The organism is Thermogladius sp. 4427co (genome assembly GCF_051933805.1).
Lineage (GTDB): Archaea > Thermoproteota > Thermoprotei_A > Sulfolobales > Desulfurococcaceae > Thermogladius.
In genome coordinates, this window is sequence record NZ_CP196893.1 from 1,303,379 (window position 1) to 1,326,427 (window position 23,049).

Consider the following 23,049-nt stretch of genomic DNA (forward strand, 5'->3'; position numbering starts at 1 on the left):
TCGACGGTTCTTCATCCAATACTAGGATTTAAACATCATAGGACTTATAATTCTAACCATTAACCAAACAATTTGTACATATATGTCAATAATACTTAAATCCTAAAGCATGTATAAGGTTCGATTGGTATAACAAACGGTGTCTATATGTACGAAATAGTAGGAAAAGAAGATTTAAACAAAGAAGACTACTATATAGAGGTAAACGCTCCCCTCGTAGCCCGCAAGTGGAAGCCTGGGCAATTTGTTATCTTCATGACACACCCTAGAGGAGAACGGGTACCAATGTCTGTTGCTATAGTCAACGGCCCGAATATCGGGATGTTTATTAAGAAACTAGGTAAGACGAGTATACAGCTATACAAAGAGTTTAGAGTAGGCGATAGACTATTCGCTGTAGCAGGCCCTCTCGGGAAGCCGGTCGAATTAAAGAAATACAATAGAGTGATACTAGCCTCTGACGCAGTATGCGGCCACGCCGAGCAGATCGGTTTAGCAGAGCACTTGAGAAAGCTGGGGAGTAGTATTATATCTATACAGACGTTCAAGACTAGTAGCGATATATACCCATCCAAGTTCCTGCCTGTTAAATACGTTGACGAGCACTATATTACTACTCTCGATGGATCAGCTGGTTTCAGAGGACATTATATCGACCTCGTGAAGAAAATTGTCAGCGAGAAGAACGTAGACGCTATCTTCGCCGGCGGGTCGCTTGAAAGCCTGAAGAAACTAGTATCCGCATTAAGAGGCTACGATATACCCGTATATGCTCTGACAAGGCAGATAATGGTTGACGGGACTGGTATGTGCGGCTCTTGCAGGGTAATATATAAAGGGAGGATTGTCTTCGCATGCAGGGAAGGGCCCTGGTTCGACGCACGTTTCATCGACTGGGACGATGTAATCCGCAGGAGTAATAGATTCAGGGATTTAGAGAAGTTCGCAGTAGAGAGATACCTTTCCACTCGGGTGTAGGGTATGTCGCGTGTCGTGAAAACAAGGTTCCCACCAAGGGTTAGGCCCCCCGAATACAGGATAAAGGATTTCGATGAGGTTATCCTAGGATACGACTACGAGACGGCTGTCAAGGAAGCGTCTAGATGCCTTAAATGCCCCCTCTGGTTCGCGCCGTGTTCTAAAGCATGCCCTGTGAATACTAAGATACCTGCTTTCATCGAGGGGATTGTTAAAGGGGATCTGGAGAGTGCTGCTAGAGCGGTCTTCGAGGAAAACCTCTTCCCCTCGATAACAGGCAGGGTATGCCCACAGGAATGGTTCTGTGAGAAGGACTGTATACTGAGGAGGCTTGGAGACCCTGTTGGCATAGGATTGCTCGAGAGGTTTATTGGAGACTACGCTAGAGAAAACGGTCTCGAAGAAAGGATCCTTAGAGATATGAAATCCAAGTACTCTGGGAACAAAGGCAGGGTTGCAATTGTAGGATCCGGTCCTGCAGGTCTCTCAGCAGGCGGATGGCTTAGCATAATGGGTTACGAGGTAGACGTCTACGAAGCCCTTCATACCGCGGGAGGAGTCCTAGCATACGGGATCCCGGAGTTCAGGCTCCCGAAGAAGATCCTTGAGAGCGAGATCAGGAAGCTAGAGGAGTTAGGCGTCAGGTTCATATACAATACTGTCGTAGGAAAGACGATAACCCTGAGCGAGCTAGTCCAGGAGTATGATGCTGTTTTCATAGGTACCGGCGCGGGCACTCCCAGATTCCTAGAGGTCCCCGGGGCAAACCTCAATAATGTCTATAGCGCAAACGAATTCCTGACAAGAGTGAACCTGATGAGGGCAAACTTATTCCCCGAATGGGATACCCCGGTTAAAGTTGGTAAGAAAACGGTTGTAATAGGAGGAGGGAATACCGCTATAGATTCCGCAAGGGTTGCTTTGAGGATGGGTAGTATGCCTGTAATAGTATACAGGAGGGATCGGGAGGACATGCTTAAGACAGCGAGACACGACGAGGTTGTTAACGCTGAAGCGGAAGGAGTCGAGTTCAAGTATTATCTCCAGCCGGTCGAATTCGTCGGGGACGAGAATGGTTTCGTGAAAGCTGTTAGATTCGAGGTTATGGAGCCTACTATGGAGCTAGATGAAAGAGGTAAGAAGAAGATTAAGGGTACCGGAAAGATCGTTGAGATACCGGCCGATACTGTCATAATAGCCATCGGGCTCGAACCTAATAAGGTCCTGATGGAATCCGAAGGCCTCAAATTCAGGGAGGATGGGACGATTATCGTAGACGAGAAGCTTATGACCAGTATCCCAGGCGTATTCGCAGGCGGGGACGCTATTAGAGGGGAGGCGACTGTCGTAGAAGCTATGGCAGACGGTAAGAAAGCAGCTTTCAATATACACGAGTATATTAAATCCAGGAAGAAATGAGACGCTAGATTAAACGTCTAGCGTATAGTTCGTAGTTTAGAATCTTTGTCAACGCCATTAGAGTAGCAAGCTTTGATAGCTCGGATCTTACAACAGCGTTTTTCGTCAATATCGATATAAACCCGGTTGAATCCCCTATGTTTTTAACAGAGTAGACTCTCTCAACTATCTCCTCCAGTTCTCTAAACCTACCTTTCTCAATATCCTCGACGAACCACCATGGTATTGGGAATGCGGGCGAGAAGCCTATAGAGCTAACGCCATTCTTGTAAATAACGTAGGCTGCTTCAACATCATAGTACTCGCCTCCTATACTATAGAAACCGGCTTCAACCCCCACGCTGAAATCGCAACCGTCTCTAAAAGCCTTCTCAGCCCTTGTCCTAGCCCCGCGTATAATAGTATCCAATCCGATCGGTTGCGCTGGGATACCGGATTCTACCCTCATAGCATCGACCTCGACTACTTTGAAATAGTATTCGAAAGCCTGCCTAACCCCGGCTATTTTAGAAGGGTTCCTACTCCCTATGCAGAGCCTTATCTCTTCCCCGAGCCTTTCCACCAGCATTCGGCTTCCACCGCTAAATGGGACTTGCATCTCTAACACTCCTAGCGAATTCTAACCCTTCCCCATAGGCTCTAACAGATATCTCACCGGCTCTTCCGGGGAGCACAGTCTTAATTGCTTCGATAACACTATCGTGTTTGAAGAGCCTAGTGATAGCGTTGAATACTCCGAGTAAGACAACGTTCAACGCTCTATAAGACCCGGCTTTCAACGCTAGGCTTCTCGCAGGGACTATTACCAGCCTACTGCCTAGCACGCTCTCTAACTGTTTAGACACCGTTGTCCTATCCAGTGCGAGCTTAGTGTCTATGCTAGCACTGATAGGAGGCTTGTACTCGTCTGCTACAATAGCCAGTCCCACATCCCTCAGGTAGTCTAGGGCTCTCAGGGATTCTACGAGCTCTAGCCCTAGAAGGTAGTCTGCCTGCTTCTTCGAGAATATCGGGGAGTAGACTTCTCTCCCAACTCTGATAAAACTCAGTACACTACCATACCTCTGGGCCATGCCGAGCGTCTCACCCGTTCGCACACTATAACCGTCGAGGACAGCTGCTGTAGCAATTATCCGGGATAGGGTTAAACCGCCTTGTCCGCCGACCGAGGATATGAGTATGTTAACAGCGTCTTTCATACGCTATCAGCCCACTCGATAGCTTTAAACGGGCAGAACCTTATGCATAAGCCGCATCCTGTACAATCTTCTTCGACCACCCTGGCTTTACCGTTCTCGATGAAGAGGGCGGGGCAACCGGTTACATTCACGCAAGCCCTGCACCCAGTGCACTTCTCTTCGATAATCCTAACTTTTCTAACCTTACCCAGCTTCCTAACCTCCATCAGCCTACAGGGGTGTTGTGCTACTACGACTTTGACACCAGGCTTCTTAACAAGGTCTCTGAATACTTCTACAGCCCTCTCGAATTCGTACGGGTCTATTACAACGAGTTCGTCGACTCCAATAGACTTGACTATATCGACTATGCTAACCCCCTTGGTCTTCCTACCTGTCTCAGTCTCACCCCATGCGGGTGTAGACTGGTGTCCTGTCATAGCGACATACGAGTTATCTAGTATAACGACTAGTACATCAACTCTCTTATGCACTGCTTCTATTAGAGCCGGTATACCCGCGTGGAAGAAAGTAGAATCCCCTATAGTTGCTACAACAGGCTTGCTATAACCAGCGATCTTAGCGCCTACAGCCATGGAAATACTCGCGCCCATACTATGCTCTGTCCATATTGCTTCAATAGGTTTGTTAACGCTTAGAGCATAGCAACCTATGTCGCCGAAGACAGGTACTTCGCTTAGTTTGAAACCGGCTCTGGAAATACCGAGTTTGAGAGCGAGGTAGGTGAACGCATGGGGGCATCCAGGGCATAGAGGCGGAGGCCTCTCCGGGGGCTTAACCTCCAGGGTGCTAGGAGGAGCCGGCCCCGGTTCGCTTAGCCCAAGCCAGGCCCTGATAGCCCTGGCTACAAGACCCTGGTTTAATTCTCCTTCTAGTGGTAGTACACCTTCCTCTTTGCCTAAGACTCTAACCTTCAACCCTTCTTCGAAAGCTAGCTTCTTCACTATTTCCTCAAGGTATGGGTCTAGTTCTTCAACGACAAGGATGCTCCCGCAGCCTCTAAGGCTCTCCTTCAAGAACTCGGTTGGGGGAGGGTATAACTGGTCTATTTTAATAATCCTGTAGTCTCCTAAACCAAGCTCTCTAACAGCATCCACGACATAATTGTAGGCTACTCCTTCTGTCACAATACAGTTAGAGCCCCTGCCTTCAACCTTATTGAAGCCGAGCCTCCTAGCTTTCTCTTCAACAGTTTTTAAAACCCTGTTAAGCCAGGCATGCCTCTCAAGGTTCCACGACATCCCTGCTCTAACAAACCTTTTAACATCCTTCGCTAGCACAGGCCTCCTCTTAACCTCTTCTACTTCGCCTAATACCACTTCCCCAACAGCATGGTTTAAACGGGTCGTAGTCCTGAAGAAAACAGGTAGTTTAAGCTCCTCGCTGAGAGCGAAAAGCTTCTTAACATACTCCCTGGCCTCGTTAGGGTTTGAAGCTGTAAACATAGGTAGTTTCGCAAGCCTAGCATACCACCGGCTATCCTGCTCCGTCTGCGTCGTATGAGGGCCTGGGTCGTCTGCTACGAGTACTACCAGCCCGCCCTCGCTACCCGAGTAAGCTGCGGAGAGAACCGGGTCGCTAGCAACGTTCAAACCGGGGGCTTTCATCGTCACAAGAGACCTAACACCTGTTATAGACGCTCCATAAGCTATCTCGAAAGCAACCCTCTCGTTAACAGCCCACTCCACGTAGATCGGTAAATCTGCTCCGTACTCGTGGAATGTCATAATCACCTCGCTAGAAGGCGTTCCAGGATAGCCGGTGACAACAGAGACACCGGCTTCGTAAGCCCCTCTAGCAATAGCCTCGTTACCCATTAGAGCAAGCCTTGTACCAGGCGGGGCTTTAAACAGGTTTACGTGTAAAGCCAGACACCCCCGGCAGCACCAATGTTATGTATTACAGCAAGGGTTTATAGAATCGGCTTGTAGAAGAATTGGTTAAAATCTGTTTACCGATAATTACTTCACAGGCTATTTCGATATTTCCAGCTCCTCCATACAGCTAGGGTAGTTTATGGCTTAGAACGTGCCCCCGCTTTAGACATCTCCTCGTATTCTCTTCTCTTATTATCTCCTCTACAAGTTTTAATGTCTTCAATAATAGCCGGCGCTAGCTCGGGAATTAAAGGAATAGGTCACGGGATATATCTTCCTCTGATAGGGATCTCGGTACCGCATCTAGGGCATTTATACCTACCGTTCTCGTAGACTAGGTTGAAGTATGTAACCCTGTAGCCGCTTCTCCTTACGAGTAGTTTACCGCACTTCGGGCAGTACGTGGATTCTAGCTCGGGATCCCCTACGTTACCTATGTACACGTAGCTCAAGCCTTCTCTAATAGCGTATCTTCTAATCTCGAGCAGCTTACTCATCGGTGTTGGAGGCTCCCTCCATCTGTGCGCCGGGTAGTAACGGTTCACGTGGAGGGGGACGTTGGGGCCTAGGTAGTCGAGGTGTTTCCCGATAATCCACTTATAGCATTCCTCGTAGTCGTTAGTATTTGTCACAACGAGGTATATCATTTCGACGTGTCCGCCCATCTCTAGGGCTCTCCTAGCATTCCTGAACACTAGCTCGTGGTCGACTCCCACCAGGGCTTTCTTCATACCCGGGCAGCCTTTGATATCGGCTGAGAAACCGTCTACTCCGGCTTCTATAAGGGCTGTTAGGGATTTCTCCGTGAAATACATATTTGTCACCACCATCGAGTAGAGGCCGTGTTTTCTCGCTTCGATAGTAGCGTCTATTATGTAATCTACTTGGGTAGCTGGCTCGTTGAAACTAGCTGATAGACCGTCCGCACCGTGTAGAAGGGCTAGTTCGACTAGTTTCCCGGGGGGTATTACCCTGCCTCCTCTCGGTGGTTTAGCATAACTAAGGTGGTCGTTCTGGCACCATGGGCAGTAGAAATTACACCCGTATGAGCTGTATGTTAGAGCCGTGGAATTAGGCCAGTAGTGGAAAAGGGGTTTTATCTCGATCGGCCTGAGCTCGATAGCGCTGAGCTTCCCGTATCCTATAGCGTAGAGCCTGCCGTCGATATTCTCGTAGTTCCAGCAGGCCCCAGTCCTACCCGGCGGTATAATACACTTCCTCTCGCACACGAGGCATCTCATAGTATTACTATCAAACCTCTCCTGAAACCTGGTCGGGTATAGTGCCGGAGCCTGCTCTCCCTCCCTAGGGGACACCCGATGTAGCCACTACATTCCAAGATCTCTTATAGGGGTTATGAACTAATAGCCAGGGTCTCAGCCTTCTGCTTACTTCACCGTTCTGAGGAGGTGCATTTCATCATCTAATACAGATTATATCCCTTGGGTTTAAATCAATTGCTCGTGCCTAGCCTCCTCGCCAATTCATCTAACGCTAGTAGGGCGAGTGTCGGCGCTAGACCGATAATAATTGATATGTGGGGTTCTAGCGGAGTAGTATGAAATAGCTTATTCAACGGAGTGTATAATAGTACTAGCTGTAGGATAGTTGAGCCGGCTAGTGCAAAGTATAGTAGTTTGTTAGCCGGTAGCTTCCAGAAAGGTAGTTTCTCGCTCCTAGATGCCAGGGCCCGCCCGAATTCTGATAGAACAATCGTTGTGAAAGCAACCGTCCTAGCGTACTCTAGTCCTTTGTCTAGGCTGTATGCGTAGAACCCTATTGTAAACCCTGCTATTAGTAAACCGGTTAGAGCCAGGTATAGTAGATTACGTTTTGTTACCAGCCTAGCACCCCTGGGCCTAGGAGGTCTAGTGAACAAATCTGGCTCAGGATGCTCCAGGCCTAGGGCTAGTGCTGGAAAAGAGTCTGTAACCAGATTCACCCAGAGTATGTGAACCGGTTCTAGTATGTACGGTAGCCCGGCTAGCTCAGCCCCGAATACAGTAGCTACCTCCCCTAGATTACAGCTCAGGAGGTAGTTTATAGGCTTCTTCAGATTCTCGTAGATCCACCTACCCATCTTGATTGCTTCGACAATAGTAGCGTAGTTATCGTCTGCGAGCACTAGCTGCGAAGCCTCCTTGGCTACATCCGTGCCACGGACACCCATAGCAATACCTATATCTGCTTCTTTAAGAGCCGGGGCATCGTTTACCCCGTCACCTGTCATAGCAACCCTATGCCCCTTCTTCTTCAGAGCCCTAACGATCCTAACCTTGTGCTCCGGGGTTACCCTAGCGAAAACAATTATCTTATCGACTACTCTCTCTAGTTCCTCGTCGCTCATCTTATCGAGTTGCCAGCCTTCTAAAACATTTTCCTCGCTAACCTCTAAACCAATCATCCTTGCGACGGCCATCGCTGTAAGCTTATGATCCCCTGTGACAATAACCGTCTTAACACCCATCCTCCTAGCTTCTTCAACAGCTCTCCTAACCGATTCTCTAGGAGGGTCTATTATAGCTAGTATGCCTACTAGTACAAGACCTTGCTCAGGGTCTTCGCCCGGGTTCTCCATGTATTTATACGCTAGAGCAAGAGTTCTAAACCCTTGGGAGGCATATTCCTCGACTACCCTCATAACCTTCTCTGCTAGCCCGCTGGTCAATTCTTCTTCTCTAGGCCAGACCAGTAATCGGGTAGACCTTTTCAGAACGACCTCGGGCGCTCCGGTGACTATAGAGATCAACCTGCCTGATACCTCGTGGATAGTACTCCGCATCTTCCTCGTCCTATCAAACGGGTTCTCGCCTACAAGCCTGTAGCCAGACTTGATCTTCTCAATGTTCTCGACTCCAACGATCTTCAAGCCCATAATGTATACTGCTAGCTCGGTAGGAGACTTCCTCGTCGCGAGCTCTAGCACGCTCTTTAAGTCAATACTATGGCTGGTATGGGCTATAGCTAACTCTCCTACAAACCTAGCTTCCTCGATACTACTAGTATCCGATACCGGTTTAACCGCGCCCTCCGGCTTAAAGCCTTCGCCAGTAAACTCGTATAAACCCCTGGGTGTCCAGAGGTATTTAACCATCATCTCCCCTCTCGTTACAGTACCGGTCTTATCCGTGCATATGACATCTACAGAGCCCAGGGCTTCTACAGCAGCCAGCTTCCTGACTATAGCGTTCCGCTCGGCCATCCTCCTCGCACCTATTGCTAGAAGGGCTGTAGCGATAGCTGGCAGGCTCTCCGGGACTGCTGCTACAGCTAGCGATATCCCGATTAACGCTGCTGTAATAATACTAGTCTTCTCGAGCAGGAATGTTGTAGCTACTACAATAGCGGCTATTGCCAGAATGATAACGCTGAGTTTGAAACCTAGATCCTCTAGCTCTTCCTCGAGGGGTGTAGGAGCCTCCTTAGCCTCTCCAACAGCTCTCGTAATACCTCCTATGACAGTCCTAGGCCCTGTCGCAACAACAACCCCTCTCCCCCTGCCTTTGAGTACTGTAGTACCCATGTAGATCATGTTAGCTCTGTCTGCTATAGTAGTGTCGGCAGGCAATACTACGCTATGGTCTTTGCTAACCGGGGTAGACTCTCCTGTCAGAGGTGATTCGTCTACCTCGAGGTTATCGCTAGAGATTAGTCTCGCGTCGGCTGGAACCCTATCTCCTTCCTCGACTAATATTATATCGCCTGGGACAAGCCTGGAAGCGTCTATTACCTTCAAAACACCGTTCCTAAATACTTTAGCTGTTGGAGACGCAAGCTTTCTCAGTGCTTCGAGAGCTTTCTCAGCCTTGTACTCCTGAATAAACCCCATTACACCCATTATCAGGATAACGATAATTATCAATATCGAATCTAGTAGTTCACCGAGGATGATCGAGATAAGGCTGGCTATTACAAGTATTATTATAAGAGGGTTCCAGAACTGCCTAAGGAAGATTACTATAGGGCTCTTCCTCTTGCTTTCGATAATATTAGGCCCATACTCCTTCAGCCTCTTCTCAGCCTCTACATCGCTCAGACCGTTAACACTCGTCGAAAGCTTCTCTAGCACCTCCTCAATACTCATACTATGCCATTCCATACCAATATCCCGGGCCACGCATTATTGGTTAAGGTATCCTCCATAAGCATACAATACAATTCAGAACAAGAACTGGCTTAATAAGACAACGTTTTCTAATAGGTTAGGCAGTAATATACTTTTCCAGGAGTATTGAGGTAGTAACTACCAATTCTTGAATGGATTTAGCCTCTATTATACTAGTGCTCATATACGAACCTCCTGTCTTTTCTGGAGAAAAAATATTTGTTCTAGTGTGCGAAATTATTCATAATGGTGGAGTAGATGAGGAAGATAGGGCTAATCCTACCTCTGATGCTAGTATTACTTCTACTAGTACAGGTCCAGCCGGTATTCTCGCAGCAGACCGGGGGTCAGACAGTACCGTTGGCGAAGAGGGTTGTTTTATTAAGTATCGACGCTCTCAGAGCGGATATGTTATGGGATATGTTATTGAATAGATCTGTTTTCGCAACCGAGCTACCGGGCTTCAGATTCATATACTCGAACGGTGTGCTAGCCAGAGGGATGGTAGTAAGCTTTCCGTCTTCGACTGCTGTAAGCCATGCCGTTATATCTACGGGCGCGCCGCCTGGTGTAACAGGTATAACCGGTAACGCTATACACCTTCCTGGAACCCCGTTGACGAGCGTTGTCTCAGGCTTCAACGGGTCGCTACTCCTAGCCGAACCCATCTGGGTTACCGTAGACAGGCAGGGGCTCAAGGCTGTTGTAGCAGGATTCCCGCAGAGCGATCCATGGGCTTGGCAGGACAAGCTGAGGAATTCCATAGTCTTCAACCCCTACGATTCCTCTATGGGGCCTCCTACATTCTCAACCCTGTATACAAACAACCGTAGTATACCTGCTGCAACGTATATTGATATCAAGCCTGCTTCAAACTGGACTGGCACTCTGCCAACGCCGTTAATCACAGTGTACAATGCGTGGGAGGCTTCATTCCCCTTCGGCGACGAGACTTGGTATTTCTACATAGTGGATACCACAGGGGATAGCTATCCGGACCTAGTCGCTATAGTCCCTAGAGCCAAGAACCTGAGCAATACTCTAGCAGTACTAACCGAAGGACAGTGGAGTATCCCTCTCAACACTACCCTGGTCTACAAAGGGGTTACGTATGTTATAGCACCATTGTTTAAAGCACTAAACCTATCCTTATCCAATTTCAAAATCTACAGGAGCCTCACCAGGCCCTTCGAATCTTCTACGGCATGGTTTAGCAGTAGGGATGTAGCGTGGAGGGTTTGGAATAGTGTCGTAGCTAGAGTAGGTATGGTTACAGACGGGGACTACTATGGTTTAGTCAATGGATGGTTCGATGAAGAAACGTATATGGAGACAGTACGCCTAGCTAATACGTTCTTCATGGAGTTTACCAAGTGGCTTATCAGGAACACTGACTGGAACCTTCTCATGACGTACACCCCGATAGTCGACAACGTATACCACCAGTTCCTAGGCTTGACAGACCCTAGGATGCCCTACTACGACCCGGTTGAATCAGTCAAGTACGTGAACTATATTAAGCAAACTATTAAATGGGCTGATGAATTCGTGCAGATGATCCTATCAGAGGTGAACCTAGCTGATACAGCAGTACTTGTAGTATCCGACCACGGCCAGTGGCCTGTTGCTAAACTAGTCTATGTAAACAACATCCTTGAGAACGCTGGCTTACTGAAGAGGAGTGGTGGAACAATCTTATTAAACGAGACAATAGCCTGGTACAACGGTTACAACCAGGTATTCATAAATCTCAAAGGGAGGGAGGCGGGCGGGATAGTCGACCCCTCCGAATACGATAGCGTGGTAAACAAGGTTATGAGCGTGCTAGCATCTGTGAGAGACCCCGACACCCAGGAGCCTGTATTCAGCGTCATCATGAAGAAGAGTGAGGCAGCAGCCTTCGGCTTGTGGGGGGATAGAGTAGGAGATATCGTTATCAGCGTTAAACCAGGCTACGCTCCACTAGGAGGGTTCTCGCCGACCGGTAGCCCATTCGTCAACGCTACCCCTCTCAAGACTATTACGGGGAACCACCAGGACCTGCCCTACTATCCCGAGCTCTACGCTGTCTTCGCAGCTGTCGGTTCGGGGATAGACCATGGTGTACTAGGTTTAATCCAGTCTACTAGTATAGCCCCTACAATCGCTAGGCTGCTAGGCGTAGAACCACCGCTTAACTCCACGGGGACGGTACTACCTATCTTCAAGCCTGCAACAGTCTATATGCCAACTGTTATCAGAGAAGAGCACTACTATTTCAGCATTGTCAATAACACGTTTACATACACTGTACTAACCCAGACAAGCACTCTCTACGAGACTACAACAGTAACCTCAACTATTACTTCGACGATCACTCAGACAACCACCCAGACATCGACTATTACAACACCTATAACGGTCACCGAGAAATACACAGACCCACTATATGTGGCATCCATACTAGTGGTCGCGCTAGTAGGCTACGCAGTAATCATCTGGCTGAAACGTAGCAGGTAGTTTTTCCTCTAAACCCTTTCTACCGTAATTTTCCCTACGTGTTTACTATCTAGATAAAAATCTCTCCCACCCTAGACAATAAGTTAGAGGGTTCTAGAACCATGTATAGCCCGCCTGCTAGCAGGATTGATGTACTTGTAGCAGATGTAAAACCAGGGGTTAAGGTTTTAAAACTTGTTGATAGAGAGACAAGGTTCTTCGAATCCCTGTGGGAGATACCCGAGGGGGTATCATACAATGCTTATATTCTTGACTACGGGGGTGGGCTTGTACTAGTAGATACGTGGAAGACTGGTTATGGGGAGATGCTAGTTGATACACTATCTAGGGTAGGGGTATTGGATAGAGTAACACATGTTGTATTGAACCACTTCGAACCAGACCATTCAGGGGGTCTAAAAGAGCTATTAGAGCACAAGCCCGGGGTAAGGATTCTAGGACACCCGCTCGTAGGGAGGATGCTACAGGATTTCTATGGTGTCAGAGCAGATTTTACCCCTGTTAGAGACGGGGCGGATGTTAGGATAGGCGGCTTAGTCTTAAGATTCTACAACACGCCCTGGCTCCACTGGCCTGAGACGATAGTTACCTACTCAGAGGAGCATAGAGTACTCTTTACCTGCGATATCCTCGGCTCCTACGGAGCTCATAAAAACGTGTTCCTAAGAGAGCTCCCCGACGGTGCTGTAAGAGAATACTTCTCGCTAGCCAAAAAGTATTTCGCTAACGTGATAGGGCACTACAGGGATTTCGTTATCAAAAACTACGAGAAACTCAAAGGGTTGATCGACAGCGTAGAGTTTACTGCTCCGGGACACGGGCTTGTATTAGATAAAGATTACGCGTTAAGGCTCCTAGAAGAATACAGGAAATGGGCTTCGACAGCCTCGAGTAACAGAATACTCGTAGTCTATGCTTCTATGTATGGTTCTGCGAAGCAGGCTGCTATCAGAATCGCCGGTGAACTAGCTAAAGCGGGTTTTGAAACCAGGCTCTACGGTTTCACAGACGTTGAGAGGCCTATGTTGAGCGAGATAGTCTCGGAAGCAATCGATTCAGGAGGCTACTTGTTTATAACACCGGTTTACGAGAATACGTTCTTCCCTTTGATCAAATGGGTGATCGAGCTAGTAGTGCACAAAGCGGGCTGCAGGAAGACTATTATTGTAGACACGTATGGGTGGGGTGGTAAAGGCGTGGAATTCGCTAACTATGTGAAAAGCTTCGGTTGTAGGGATATAGAGATTATCGAGCTCAAGCCTAGTGAGGCATATTCTCTAAAGGGCGAGGTTGTTAGACGCGTAACCGAGTTCTACAAGGGTTGAAGCTAGGCGCGTAGTAGTTCCCCGGCTATTTCCGAAAGCCTTCTCCCAATGTATTCTACTGCTTCGGCGAGAACCCTGTTGTTATCGTAGGCTCTGAGAATCTCCTCTAGCTCGCTCCTCGGTTTTTTCTTCAGCAACTCAACTTCTTCGACGAGGGCTGGCATTGCTCTGACAATATTGTCTACTATCGTTATACTTGCATATCTAGCAGTCCTCGACAACGGGTTTAAGTCTATAGCTATCACCGTCTTACCCATCCGTCTCAAGGCTTCAGTCCTATCCCCGTCCTCAAGAGGTACTAGTACAACGTCTGCTACAAGGATTCCCCGGGGGCTAACCCTCCTTCTTTCGCTGAAGAGTTCTGGTATCGTAGCCGAAGCGTCTTCTCCAACGCCCAGTACTTCGTCTGCACCAGCCTCTCTGAGAACGTTTGCTATAAGCTCCTCCCTCTCCCTAGTCCTGTAGAACAGGTTTACTTCGATCTTCGCGGGAACAACCTTAGCGAGTCTAACAACGTCTTCTGCGACGAGTGCAGCAGTATTACCGTTCACGGATATGACCGGGTGCCTGGCGAGGAGCATTGCGGCAGCCGCAGCCTTTATAGCTTTACGGGCGAAATCCCTAGTCTCCTCACCTATAAGGTAGTCGAAGCACTCTCCCCTACCGTGAGCTATCAACCCTTCTGGGACCACATAGCCTTTCCTAAAACCTTCTACAAGCTTCTCTCTAACCAGTAAGCTAGCCCGCCTAGGATGGTTCGGCGGTATGAACATACCAGGCACCCCTACTGCTTATAGTCGTCTTAAACGCTTTCAACCCTCTCGAAGAGAGGGCTTCCAATAGATCCATAGCCCATTCATCCTCAACCCATGCTATAAAAGCTTTCTTCTTAACGTAGAAGCCTATAACCCCTCTCGCCCCTCTGACTATTTCGTCGGCAGCCGAATAGTCGAAGATCCTTCTAGTAAACCTATTGGCTTCTTCGAAGAAGACTTCTAAACTAGGGTTCTCGTGGACCCTGCGGAGGGATTCTTCAGCTGTACTATACGTTTTGCTATCAACCCTTGATAACATAGCCTTCGTCGACTCAGAGCCCGGTAGCTCGGCTACTATCAGGCTTGGCTTGAAGCTCTTGATCGATATTACAGAGCCTATGCCAGGCGGGCCTGGCTTGATTCTTATTACGAACCCTCCGTAGAACTGGGCTATGACATCTCCGAGCCCCGTGCCGTTGACTACTTCAGCTATATGGGCACTCCACGATGAAGCCTCTCCTATCACCCCTTTTGAGAGTAGAGAAGACGCTATACTCTGGGATAGCGATAGAGCCCCCGATACCGCGAAACCCTTGCCAAGCCCCACCGGGGATTCGGTTTTTAATACTACGTTGACTCCTTCCCTAGCACATATCAGGCTAGAATGCTCCTCCATTACTCTTACACCGTTTAAGAATATAGAGCAATCCCCTAGCCTGCCGACAGCCCTAGTATAGAGGTCGAGGGCAATACCAGCCCCGACGCTACCCGAGCGCAGGGGGTCCCCGGTTAGAGCCGGCTTCCAGAAGCCGGATACGTGTAGGGGTACGTATACTATAATCTTATTGCTAGAAAATGTCTCCTCCTTACTCGGCGAGGAACCTTCTGTAGATATCGGGGAGGAGCTGCCAGCCATGCTCGTATACGCCTAGCCTACCTCTATAACACTTCTTCTCGGTGAAAGCATCCACTTCGTCAGGTGCAACCCCTTCAGCATTGAATACGACGGGGACAGGGTCGTCTGTATGGCTTTTAACGCTCGGGGGTGTAGCGTGGTCTGCGGTAACGATAATAGCGAGCCTGCTAGGCCTGTTCTCTAGCAGTGGCTGGACGAAGTATTTATCGATCTCCTCGATCCTTTTCTTCTTGAGTTCAAAATCCCCGTCGTGACCTGGCTCGTCTGGTCCCTTGAGGTGGACGTATACGATATCGTGTTTGGAAATAGCTTTTAGAGTAGCGTCAAGCCTTTCTTCGTAATCCCTCCTAGGGTCTCCAGTAGGCGGCGGTAGAACAATGGTATCTGCCCCGAAGATCCTCCCGATCCCTATTTCAACCGGCATTTCAGCTAGGACTGCGAACCTACAGTTGTACTTAGTGTTCAGAGGCGTAGCCTTAGGGATAGAGCCTCCCGCATCTCTTAATACTATTGCGTTAGCTGGTAGAAGACCCTTCCTACGCCTCTCTTCGTTGACAGGGTGCTTATCGAGTATTTCAACCGCCTTCCTAGTGAATAAGTTGGCTAGCTCGGCAGTAATCCTTGCTTCCACAGTATTATCGAGAGGCTTTACCTCTTTTAGGAACGGTTGGAATTCTTTGGCTGCTACGCTGATAAGCCCCTTCCTCTCGTACGCTGGATCGTTGTTTTCAACCATAGGGGAGAGTCTATGAGTCCTACTACCGATTATTACCACAGCCCTGTGCCCAATAGTAGCCTTCACCCTAGCGTATCCACCGTAGGCTCCGAGATCCAGGTTGTCGAGTGCCTCAGCTAGCTGCCTGGCTTCCTCCGAGGTAAGGCTTCTCCCAACCCTCCTATCTATAATCCTGTAGCTAGACGGGTCTATTGTAGCGAAATTGGCTCTGAAAGCTATCTCGTAGCCCTCCCTTAGAGATAGACCTGCTCCAACAGCTTCAATAGGGCCTCTCCCGGTATACACTTCGTGGGGGTCGTATCCAAGGAGCGATATAACTGCTTCATCGCTCTCAGGGGCAATACCCTTACCAACAGTATACATTGCACCGCACAATCCGTACTTAGCGATCTTGTCTAACCCGGGCTTTGAAGCCTTCTCGAGCGTTGTCTCAGGGTCGGATAGCCTATCCGCAGCACCATCAAGGACAAGGTATAGTAGCTTATACCTGAGCCCCAAGCAAACCACCTGCTTGATTTATCCCTCTCTACTATTATAAGCTTCGGAGTAGAAGGAGTGCTCTCTCCCTGGGAATACTCCTTCTCTAACCTCTTTCGCATACCTTGATACAGCGTCTAGTATGATAGTTTTTAGATCAGCGTATTTCTTAGCGAAAGGAGGAGTCTGCTCCGACAAGCCTAGGATATCGTGTAAGACAAGGATCTGCCCGTCGCACGAAGGCCCGCTTCCGATACATATAGTTGGAACCGAGACTTCCCTCGTCACTTCTTCTGCTACATCTGCTGCTGTAAACTCTATAACGATCGAGAACACCCCTGCTTTCTCAAGCTCTTTCGCGTCTTCTATAATCTTCTCGGCCTCGGGTTTTCTCACACCCCTCTTCCTATATCCTCCTATCAGGAGATGCCTCTGTGGTGTTAAGCCGATATGCCCCATCACAGGTATGCCTGCTCTAACCATTGCTTTAACAACATCTGCTACCTCGCTCCCTCCTTCTATCTTGACTGCTTCAGCACCCTTTTTCAGCATCAGCCCGGCGTTGTAGACAGCGTCTTCGATACTTGTCTCATAGCTTAGGAAAGGCATGTCCCCGACTAACAACGCCCTAGGCCTCGCTCTAGCAGCGCTCTCTACGTGCAGCAGCATCATATCCATTGTGACAGGTATTGTTGAAGGAAGGCCGTGTACAACCATTCCAACACTATCCCCAACAAGGATAATGTCTACCCCAGCCTGGTCTACTATCCTAGTGGTAACATAGTCGTAGGCAGTGATCGCTACTATCTTCTCCCTCCCTTTCTTTTTCACTATGTCTCTAACCGTGACTTTCTTCTCCATAATAATCCTCGATCATGTGAACAATCATAGTAATAAGCCTGTTGAGATTTAATTTCTTGCCTCTAGACTCGAGTATTCTAGCAATATAGCCGTTGATATAATCGACCTCCGTCTTACGACCCCTCATAATATCCTGTGCCATGCTAGAATAGTTCTCGCGGGTGTTTCCAGCACCTGCTAAAACGTGTTTCACCAGCAGGTTCTTATCTAGTTTTACACCGTAGACGCTCGCTGCCTCGACGACTTCATCTAGTATAGCTTCTACAAGAGGCCTAGCCGAGTCTAGGAGGACTATCTTATTCCTCGCTCTTGCAATAGCTGTAAGAGGGTTTACAACACTATTCAAAGCAAGCTTAAGCCACCTGTAGAAATCAATATCTGAGACAAGCCTTGCGTCACAACCCCCCTTCCTCAGGGTTTCGACAAGGCCCTCGAGCTCTAGGCAAAGCCCCCTCCTGCCCCCTACCACCAGCCCGTTCCCACCATTATGCCTAACGTAATTGTAGTTGACTCTCTCGCCGCTAAAGTATACGACTCCCCCTGCTACACAATGGTCTGGGAATGCTTCCTCTACAGCCTCGAGGCTGCCGAAACCGTTCTGGAGGGATAATACTGGTTCCCGCCCTCTCCTCAACTTCTTCATAAAGCCTATCGTCCCTGGCAGGTCTACTGCTTTAACAGCGTTTATAATGTAGTTGCAGATAACGCTGTCATACCCGGATACATAGGGTTCTACTGGAACATGATACCTACCCCCCTCTACCTCGACCCACACGCCTCTAGAGTTAGCGACTATCTCGGCAGCCTCCTTACTCCTGTAGAATACTGCGATCCTAGCTCCAGGATCCCCCCTATAGATGTAGTAGGCTGTTAAAACCCCAACAGCTCCTCCTCCGATAATACAGTAATCGGCTTCAACAGGCATTAGCAACACCCTTCCTATACAAGTCTAATATTGTACCGTGTACTTCATTACGGATTCCAGTATCTCCTCAAGCTCGAAAAGGCTCCTAGCGAGGAGGAAGATATTTGGCTCCAGCCCCCTACCCCCCGCATCTCCTACCGCATCAGGCTTGTTCTTCAATGCTTCCTCGATACTAAGCCAGAACTTCTCAGGCCTCTCGTGGGGCCCTGTCTCAACGACTTTTAGGCCGATCCTCGTCAAAGCCTCGATTACCCATGTATGGTAGGAGAGGTTTACGATAACCCTCTTACTACTATCGTATTTATAGGCTGTAGCGAGGATCCTAGCCAGGAACCTGCTAGCCCCGTACATTGGCTCCCCAGCGTAGGCAGCCCTGCTATCGAGCCTTATAATCCTACCGTTTAACGCTATGATCTCGCCGGGGTCGCGGGCTCCGGACGGGGCATAGGCTATATTCATCCCGACTTCCGGTATCAGCCTGTACAGGTTTGGCTTTAGGATAAGCCTGTTGATAAAGCCCTTGTATTCCTCGATATGAGGGTCTACGATACCGCCTCTAGTACAGTACTCTCTAATCCAGTCTATTGCTCTACAGGCATATCTCGTAGCAAAATCGTTTACATAGTAGTTTGATGCTATCAGGAACCTTGCTACATCCCCTTTCTCGAGGTAGCCAGCCAGTATGTTGACAACGTATAGGACCTCCTCCTCAGGTATACCAATCCTCACAAGCCCCTCCTTATAGCTATTGAAAGGCTTACTAAGATACTTGTGTACCAGGGGCTGGGATATATTCAGGAGCTTAGATATCTTGTGCTGGCTTAGATTCCTCCTGTTCAGCTCATGTATGAGCAGGCCTCTGAGGTAGGGTAGTATCTTTTTGCTAGCTATATCATAGATTATCATATAGTCTAATAGCCCTCTCAGACTCTTCTACCGCCTCCAGACCAGGTGCCTGGATGCTTCTAGAGAGCCTTGCGGAGACCAGCTCGGCTAGCCTTATAATCTCCCTGATAGTAGATATCTCGTTTTTAAAATAGTCCTCGTAGCCTAGCATTTCATAGTATAATTCCACTAGCTTAGGAAGGTCTTCGAAAACAATCCTCCTAAACCCTTCTCTATCTACTTTCGTCAAAACGGTTTTAGAAGCCAGTTTTACAAGATGATTCTTAATAATCCCGGGTTCCAGGGCTTCGTACTTGATTTTCAACAGGGAAATCCTCGGGTCTTCTATCTCGATCGTATCGCCTAGTACGGCTTTCCTAACAGCCTCGGGATCCCTGAACCTCCACCAAGTCTGGCTGCTGGAGGTATACGATTTCTCTATAACCCCGTATTCTTTCTCGAGAGCTCTCAACAGGTTTACTGGGTTGTAGTTGAAGCCCAGTCTCGCAAGCCTTAGGACTAGGCTTTTGAAGCTGAAATCCCCGTACCTATGGTCTATATTAGGGTCTCCGGCAACGTCTAAAGCGGCTTTTAAAACCATGAAGCCTTTATCCCCGTATTTCTCTAGGAAAGCCCTTGTAGCAGAGTAAACGTTCAGAGGGTTCAAAATACTACACCTAAACCTAATAGTTTTAATCAACAATAGTATATTTATATGTATCCCGGGCCCGGGTTATAGATTAGAATAGTAGGCAAGTAATAACCGGATATTACGGTGCCTGTCTTGGCTATTGTTGTCGAAGTCTCGCATCTAAAGAAGAGTTTTAGAGGGGTTGTAGCAGTAGAAGACGTTTCGTTCAGGGTCTACGAGGGAGAGGTCTTCGGGCTGATAGGTCCTAACGGGGCTGGTAAGACAACTACCCTAAGGATGCTAGTAGGGCTTGTTAGACCGGATAGCGGCGTAGTAAGGGTTATGGGCTACGACCCTTTCAGAGACCCTGATAGAGTCAGAGAGCTGGTAGGGTACCTGCCCGAGGACGCAGACGTCTATAGTAGGCTGAGCGGTTTCGAGCACTTGAGGTTCTACGCTGAGCTATACGGTGCAAACGTCGAGGAGGCTGTTAAGCTAGGGAGCGAGGTAGCCGGTCTGGGTAGAGCGTTGTATCAGAAGGCCGGCGGGTACAGTAAGGGTATGAAGAGGAGGCTCCTGCTAGGGATCGTATTGATGAGGAAGCCACGGATCTCCATACTAGACGAGCCTACGAGCGGTCTCGACGTTTATTCTAGTATCAAGGTGAGAGAGCTTATAACAAGGTTTGTGAGAGAGACTGGTTCAACAGTTATCTTGAGCAGCCATAACATGCTCGAGGTAGAGTACTTGTGCGATAGGATCGCTTTCATCAATAAAGGGAGGATTGTCGAAGAAGGCAGCCCCTCGGAGTTGAAAGAGAAGTATAGGGCTCAAAACCTCGAAGAGGTCTTTGTCAAAGCTACAGGTGGTTGAATGAGGATTAGGATTCTAAAGGTGATACTCTGGAAGGAAATACTCGACTTGTGGAGGGATAGGAAGACCCTATTCGTAACAGTCCTACTACCTGTTATATCAATGCCTATGCTAGGCCTTGTAACACTCCTATTGTACGCTCAGCAACCTGTTAATATCGCTATAATAGACCTAGATAATTCTACAGTATACAATCCTCTATTGAATATAACGGTTTCTTCGAGCTGGCTAGTAGGAAATCTAACAAGCAGCCTCCGGTCGAGCGGGTACAGCGTAATTACTGCTACAAGCGTCAACTACACCGAGTTCGACCTTGCCGTTATCATACCCAAGGGTTTCGCAGAGAATGCTTCAAGCCTTGACCGGCAGGCTTTTGTCAAGGTTGTGAGGAAGGCTAATGTACAGCCTGCTCTAAACGCTGAGGCAATAGTCGACTCGATAGTAGCAGGCTTCTCTAGGAGGCTTGCTGTAGAAAAAGTCTCTGCTCTAGCATCCCTATCCGGTCTCGGAGGCGTTGTCGAAGCAAGTGCTGTCCTAGACCCTGTTGCCGTAGGGCCTGTTATAGTTATCACGCCTACGGGTGCTCCCGCATCCCCTCTGGAGCAGGTCAGGCCTTTTATAGCCAGGGTCCTGATACTAGGCTTTGTCTTTGTAGTATCCCCGGCTTCCATGTATGTCGTAGATAGTATTGTCGGGGAGAGGGAGAGGAAGACTATTGAAATGCTTCTTTCAACCCCTGTTAGCATCGGCGAGATCGTGTCGGGTAAGCTTATAGTAGCCTCGGTACTAGGCCTTGTCTCGAGCCTCGCTGACGCCGGGAGCCTGCTAGCCTACATATATCTCTTATCCCTCTCCCTCGGAGGAGGGTTCTGGCTCCTCATGGACTGGAGGCTCCTGCTACTACATGCTACTACAGCTTTCTTCACGATACTCCTCACAGTAGCCTTAGCAACACCTTTCGTAACTAGGACGGAGGGCGTTAGGAGCGCTAGCAATATCGCAACCCTCGTTAACACTATCGGTATGGCAGTATTCTTCTCAGGCTTCATGGTAGACTACCCAAAGCTAGAACCAGGAATCCTCTACCCCCTTATGCTAGTACCCTACACCCATTCAATACTTGTAATACAGGAATACGTATACGGTAGCCTAACACAATCCCTACTACACTTAGCAATACTAGTAGCAGCAAGCATAACAATACTATACGCAGGAATCAAAAGCATAAACCCCGAGAAAATCCTACTGGCAAAAACATAACCCACTAATCCCCTTTTCGATTACTTCCGATGTAGCGAAATCAACAAGATTAATGTATCCGCCAACCTTTCAATTCTTTTCGATTGCTTCACTATCGCAATGTTCATTATCATGCTTGCAGTTGCGATCGCCTTTCAATTCTTTTCGATTGTTTCATAATGCTACTACGGAGGATCCCCAATTTCCGGGGCTGGCTTGAACTTTCAATTCTTTTCGATTGTTTCTTGAACCTCGCGAAGGACGATATCATAGCTGTTAAAATCACAGATCGCTTTCAATTCTTTTCGATTGTTTCTTCAATAACTTCTACTCCTACGGGGAAGAATACATGCCTTTCAATTCTTTTCGATTGTTTCGTATGTCCTCTCCCCAACCCTACGAGTCTCAATCCAATCGATCTTTCAATTCTTTTCGATTGTTTCAAAGGTAGACTCTGTGATGCAGAAACTAGACGATATCGACTTTCAATTCTTTTCGATTGTTTCACAGTCGAAGACATTGATAGTATCGAGAATTACAAAGCTGAGACTTTCAATTCTTTTCGATTGTTTCGAGAATTAATGGCAATAATAATGGGGATAGTATTAATAGTGATCTTTCAATTCTTTTCGATTGTTTCCTGAAACAGCAGAATTGTTAGAGAAACTGCTGGAGCAGGCACTTTCAATTCTTTTCGATTGTTTCATCTTGTGTGGTTGGTGTTATTTCGATCTCATTACCGAGCTTTCAATTCTTTTCGATTGTTTCCTGATTTCGTTAATTCAACCGATTTCATTGCTTACCAGCCTCTCTTTCAATTCTTTTCGATTGTTTCAGCACTCGGTTATAACGCACGATACTGGGTTTCTAGTAACCTTTCAATTCTTTTCGATTGTTTCTACCGAAAACTTTTTTAACCCGGATAGAGTAAATTAGAGTCTCTTTCAATTCTTTTCGATTGTTTCTTGTGAACAATACTGTGAATATAACAATGACACCTAGGGCTACTTTCAATTCTTTTCGATTGTTTCAGGCGGTTGAAACAGCCTCGCTACTACTCATCAATTTCTTGCTGCTTTCAATTCTTTTCGATTGTTTCTAATTGGCTGAAGCCATGGCTGGCGTAGCAGGTGCACAAGCCTTTCAATTCTTTTCGATTGTTTCTATCCAGTCTATGGTCATAGGCAATAATGTATTCACTATGATCTTTCAATTCTTTTCGATTGTTTCCAAAGACATTACAGGTTGCAGGACGGTCAAGGAATTCGAAAGACTTTCAATTCTTTTCGATTGTTTCAAGCGATTAAGAACGCAATCGAGAATGTCATTGTAAGCTTTCAATTCTTTTC

18 protein-coding genes and 1 CRISPR repeat array are annotated in these 23,049 nt (G+C 47.8%); of the genes, 6 read left to right on the forward strand and 12 right to left on the reverse strand.

Annotation, left to right across the window (positions count from 1 at the left end; translation table 11 throughout):
* Nucleotides 1-147 precede the first annotated feature (147 nt).
* Nucleotides 148-978 (forward strand): sulfide/dihydroorotate dehydrogenase-like FAD/NAD-binding protein, encoded by an 831-nt coding sequence (locus tag ACSU1N_RS07215; protein ID WP_440059567.1) that lies wholly within the window; start codon nt 148-150, stop codon nt 976-978.
* 3 nt (nt 979-981) lie between these two features.
* Nucleotides 982-2,397 carry an NADPH-dependent glutamate synthase gene (gltA, locus tag ACSU1N_RS07220; protein ID WP_440059568.1) on the forward strand — a complete coding sequence of 472 codons (1,416 nt, stop codon included), beginning with the start codon at nt 982-984 and terminating at the stop codon, nt 2,395-2,397.
* Between the two features lie 4 nt (nt 2,398-2,401).
* On the opposite strand, the gene yjjX is transcribed toward gltA, so the two are convergent.
* The 5 genes from yjjX to ACSU1N_RS07245 all read right to left on the reverse strand — a co-directional run bounded on the left by yjjX (nt 2,402) and on the right by ACSU1N_RS07245 (nt 9,557).
* Complete coding sequence (yjjX, locus tag ACSU1N_RS07225) at nt 2,402-2,965, reverse strand: inosine/xanthosine triphosphatase (protein ID WP_440059569.1); 564 nt, start codon at nt 2,963-2,965, stop codon at nt 2,402-2,404.
* A gap of 13 nt (nt 2,966-2,978) precedes the next feature.
* On the reverse strand, nt 2,979-3,596 hold the full coding sequence (locus ACSU1N_RS07230; RefSeq protein ID WP_440059570.1) for an indolepyruvate oxidoreductase subunit beta: 618 nt from the start codon (nt 3,594-3,596) through the stop codon (nt 2,979-2,981).
* The gene (locus ACSU1N_RS07235) at nt 3,593-5,413 is read right to left on the reverse strand and encodes a thiamine pyrophosphate-dependent enzyme (RefSeq protein WP_440059571.1); all 1,821 of its coding nucleotides are present in this window, start codon (nt 5,411-5,413) and stop codon (nt 3,593-3,595) included. The genes ACSU1N_RS07230 and ACSU1N_RS07235 overlap by 4 nt, the downstream gene beginning before the upstream one ends.
* Nucleotides 5,414-5,733: 320 nt before the next feature.
* Entirely contained in the window at nt 5,734-6,714 is a 981-nt protein-coding gene (locus ACSU1N_RS07240) for a radical SAM protein (RefSeq protein WP_440060304.1), read from the reverse strand.
* A gap of 212 nt (nt 6,715-6,926) precedes the next feature.
* Nucleotides 6,927-9,557, reverse strand: a complete 2,631-nt coding sequence (locus ACSU1N_RS07245; protein ID WP_440059572.1) for a cation-translocating P-type ATPase — start codon at nt 9,555-9,557, stop codon at nt 6,927-6,929.
* Between the two features lie 279 nt (nt 9,558-9,836).
* On the opposite strand from ACSU1N_RS07245, the gene ACSU1N_RS07250 reads away from it, so the two are divergent.
* Together ACSU1N_RS07250 and ACSU1N_RS07255 are read left to right on the forward strand one after the other, a co-directional pair.
* Nucleotides 9,837-12,077 carry an alkaline phosphatase family protein gene (locus ACSU1N_RS07250; protein WP_440059573.1) on the forward strand — a complete coding sequence of 747 codons (2,241 nt, stop codon included), beginning with the start codon at nt 9,837-9,839 and terminating at the stop codon, nt 12,075-12,077.
* Nucleotides 12,078-12,178: 101 nt separating this feature from the next.
* On the forward strand, nt 12,179-13,402 hold the full coding sequence (locus ACSU1N_RS07255) for an MBL fold metallo-hydrolase (protein ID WP_440059574.1): 1,224 nt from the start codon (nt 12,179-12,181) through the stop codon (nt 13,400-13,402).
* Between the two features lie 2 nt (nt 13,403-13,404).
* Here the strand turns inward: ACSU1N_RS07255 and ACSU1N_RS07260 are convergent, their stop codons facing one another.
* Genes ACSU1N_RS07260 through ACSU1N_RS07290 form a run of 7 tightly spaced genes read right to left on the reverse strand, consistent with a single transcriptional unit; the run spans nt 13,405 to nt 19,624 of the window.
* Complete coding sequence (locus ACSU1N_RS07260) at nt 13,405-14,175, reverse strand: 4-phosphopantoate--beta-alanine ligase (RefSeq protein ID WP_440059575.1); 771 nt, start codon at nt 14,173-14,175, stop codon at nt 13,405-13,407.
* On the reverse strand, nt 14,150-15,073 hold the full coding sequence (locus ACSU1N_RS07265; RefSeq protein ID WP_440059576.1) for a pantoate kinase: 924 nt from the start codon (nt 15,071-15,073) through the stop codon (nt 14,150-14,152). Before ACSU1N_RS07265 ends, ACSU1N_RS07260 begins: the two co-directional genes overlap by 26 nt.
* A complete protein-coding gene (gene apgM / locus ACSU1N_RS07270; protein WP_440059577.1) occupies nt 15,024-16,307 on the reverse strand; it encodes a 2,3-bisphosphoglycerate-independent phosphoglycerate mutase in 1,284 nt (427 codons plus the stop codon). The genes ACSU1N_RS07265 and apgM overlap by 50 nt, the downstream gene beginning before the upstream one ends.
* Nucleotides 16,308-16,325: 18 nt before the next feature.
* The gene (gene panB, locus ACSU1N_RS07275; protein ID WP_440059578.1) at nt 16,326-17,147 is read right to left on the reverse strand and encodes a 3-methyl-2-oxobutanoate hydroxymethyltransferase; all 822 of its coding nucleotides are present in this window, start codon (nt 17,145-17,147) and stop codon (nt 16,326-16,328) included.
* Nucleotides 17,125-18,072, reverse strand: coding sequence for a ketopantoate reductase family protein (locus ACSU1N_RS07280; protein ID WP_440059579.1), 948 nt, complete (start codon nt 18,070-18,072; stop codon nt 17,125-17,127). Before ACSU1N_RS07280 ends, panB begins: the two co-directional genes overlap by 23 nt.
* Before the next feature lie 24 nt (nt 18,073-18,096).
* Complete coding sequence (locus ACSU1N_RS07285) at nt 18,097-18,978, reverse strand: thiamine-phosphate synthase family protein (RefSeq protein ID WP_440059580.1); 882 nt, start codon at nt 18,976-18,978, stop codon at nt 18,097-18,099.
* On the reverse strand, nt 18,965-19,624 hold the full coding sequence (locus tag ACSU1N_RS07290) for a hypothetical protein (RefSeq protein WP_440059581.1): 660 nt from the start codon (nt 19,622-19,624) through the stop codon (nt 18,965-18,967). Before ACSU1N_RS07290 ends, ACSU1N_RS07285 begins: the two co-directional genes overlap by 14 nt.
* Nucleotides 19,625-19,741: 117 nt before the next feature.
* On the opposite strand from ACSU1N_RS07290, the gene ACSU1N_RS07295 reads away from it, so the two are divergent.
* Nucleotides 19,742-20,461: an ABC transporter ATP-binding protein gene (locus ACSU1N_RS07295; RefSeq protein ID WP_440060305.1), complete on the forward strand. Its 720-nt coding sequence runs from the start codon at nt 19,742-19,744 to the stop codon at nt 20,459-20,461.
* Nucleotides 20,462-21,721, forward strand: coding sequence for an ABC transporter permease (locus ACSU1N_RS07300; protein WP_440059582.1), 1,260 nt, complete (start codon nt 20,462-20,464; stop codon nt 21,719-21,721).
* A gap of 66 nt (nt 21,722-21,787) precedes the next feature.
* Nucleotides 21,788-22,997: direct repeats of the CRISPR family, unit length 24 nt; unit sequence CTTTCAATTCTTTTCGATTGTTTC.
* The last annotated feature ends 52 nt before the right edge of the window (nt 22,998-23,049 follow it).

Excerpts from the sequence above, each read along its gene's own strand:
- gltA (WP_440059568.1), top strand. The coding sequence starts at position 982 with ATGTCGCGTGTCGTGAAAACAAGGTTCCCACCAAGGGTTAGGCCCCCC.
- ACSU1N_RS07300 (WP_440059582.1), top strand. The coding sequence starts at position 20,462 with ATGAGGATTAGGATTCTAAAGGTGATACTCTGGAAGGAAATACTCGAC.
- ACSU1N_RS07255 (WP_440059574.1), top strand. The coding sequence starts at position 12,179 with ATGTATAGCCCGCCTGCTAGCAGGATTGATGTACTTGTAGCAGATGTA.
- ACSU1N_RS07235 (WP_440059571.1), bottom strand. The coding sequence starts at position 5,413 with ATGGGTAACGAGGCTATTGCTAGAGGGGCTTACGAAGCCGGTGTCTCT.
- ACSU1N_RS07240 (WP_440060304.1), bottom strand. The coding sequence starts at position 6,714 with ATGAGATGCCTCGTGTGCGAGAGGAAGTGTATTATACCGCCGGGTAGG.
- ACSU1N_RS07215 (WP_440059567.1), top strand. The coding sequence starts at position 148 with ATGTACGAAATAGTAGGAAAAGAAGATTTAAACAAAGAAGACTACTAT.
- ACSU1N_RS07230 (WP_440059570.1), bottom strand. The coding sequence starts at position 3,596 with ATGAAAGACGCTGTTAACATACTCATATCCTCGGTCGGCGGACAAGGC.
- ACSU1N_RS07265 (WP_440059576.1), bottom strand. The coding sequence starts at position 15,073 with ATGGCTGGCAGCTCCTCCCCGATATCTACAGAAGGTTCCTCGCCGAGT.
- ACSU1N_RS07280 (WP_440059579.1), bottom strand. The coding sequence starts at position 18,072 with ATGCCTGTTGAAGCCGATTACTGTATTATCGGAGGAGGAGCTGTTGGG.
- ACSU1N_RS07245 (WP_440059572.1), bottom strand. The coding sequence starts at position 9,557 with ATGAGTATTGAGGAGGTGCTAGAGAAGCTTTCGACGAGTGTTAACGGT.
- ACSU1N_RS07260 (WP_440059575.1), bottom strand. The coding sequence starts at position 14,175 with ATGTTCATACCGCCGAACCATCCTAGGCGGGCTAGCTTACTGGTTAGA.
- panB (WP_440059578.1), bottom strand. The coding sequence starts at position 17,147 with ATGGAGAAGAAAGTCACGGTTAGAGACATAGTGAAAAAGAAAGGGAGG.
- ACSU1N_RS07250 (WP_440059573.1), top strand. The coding sequence starts at position 9,837 with ATGAGGAAGATAGGGCTAATCCTACCTCTGATGCTAGTATTACTTCTA.
- ACSU1N_RS07285 (WP_440059580.1), bottom strand. The coding sequence starts at position 18,978 with ATGATAATCTATGATATAGCTAGCAAAAAGATACTACCCTACCTCAGA.
- yjjX (WP_440059569.1), bottom strand. The coding sequence starts at position 2,965 with ATGCTGGTGGAAAGGCTCGGGGAAGAGATAAGGCTCTGCATAGGGAGT.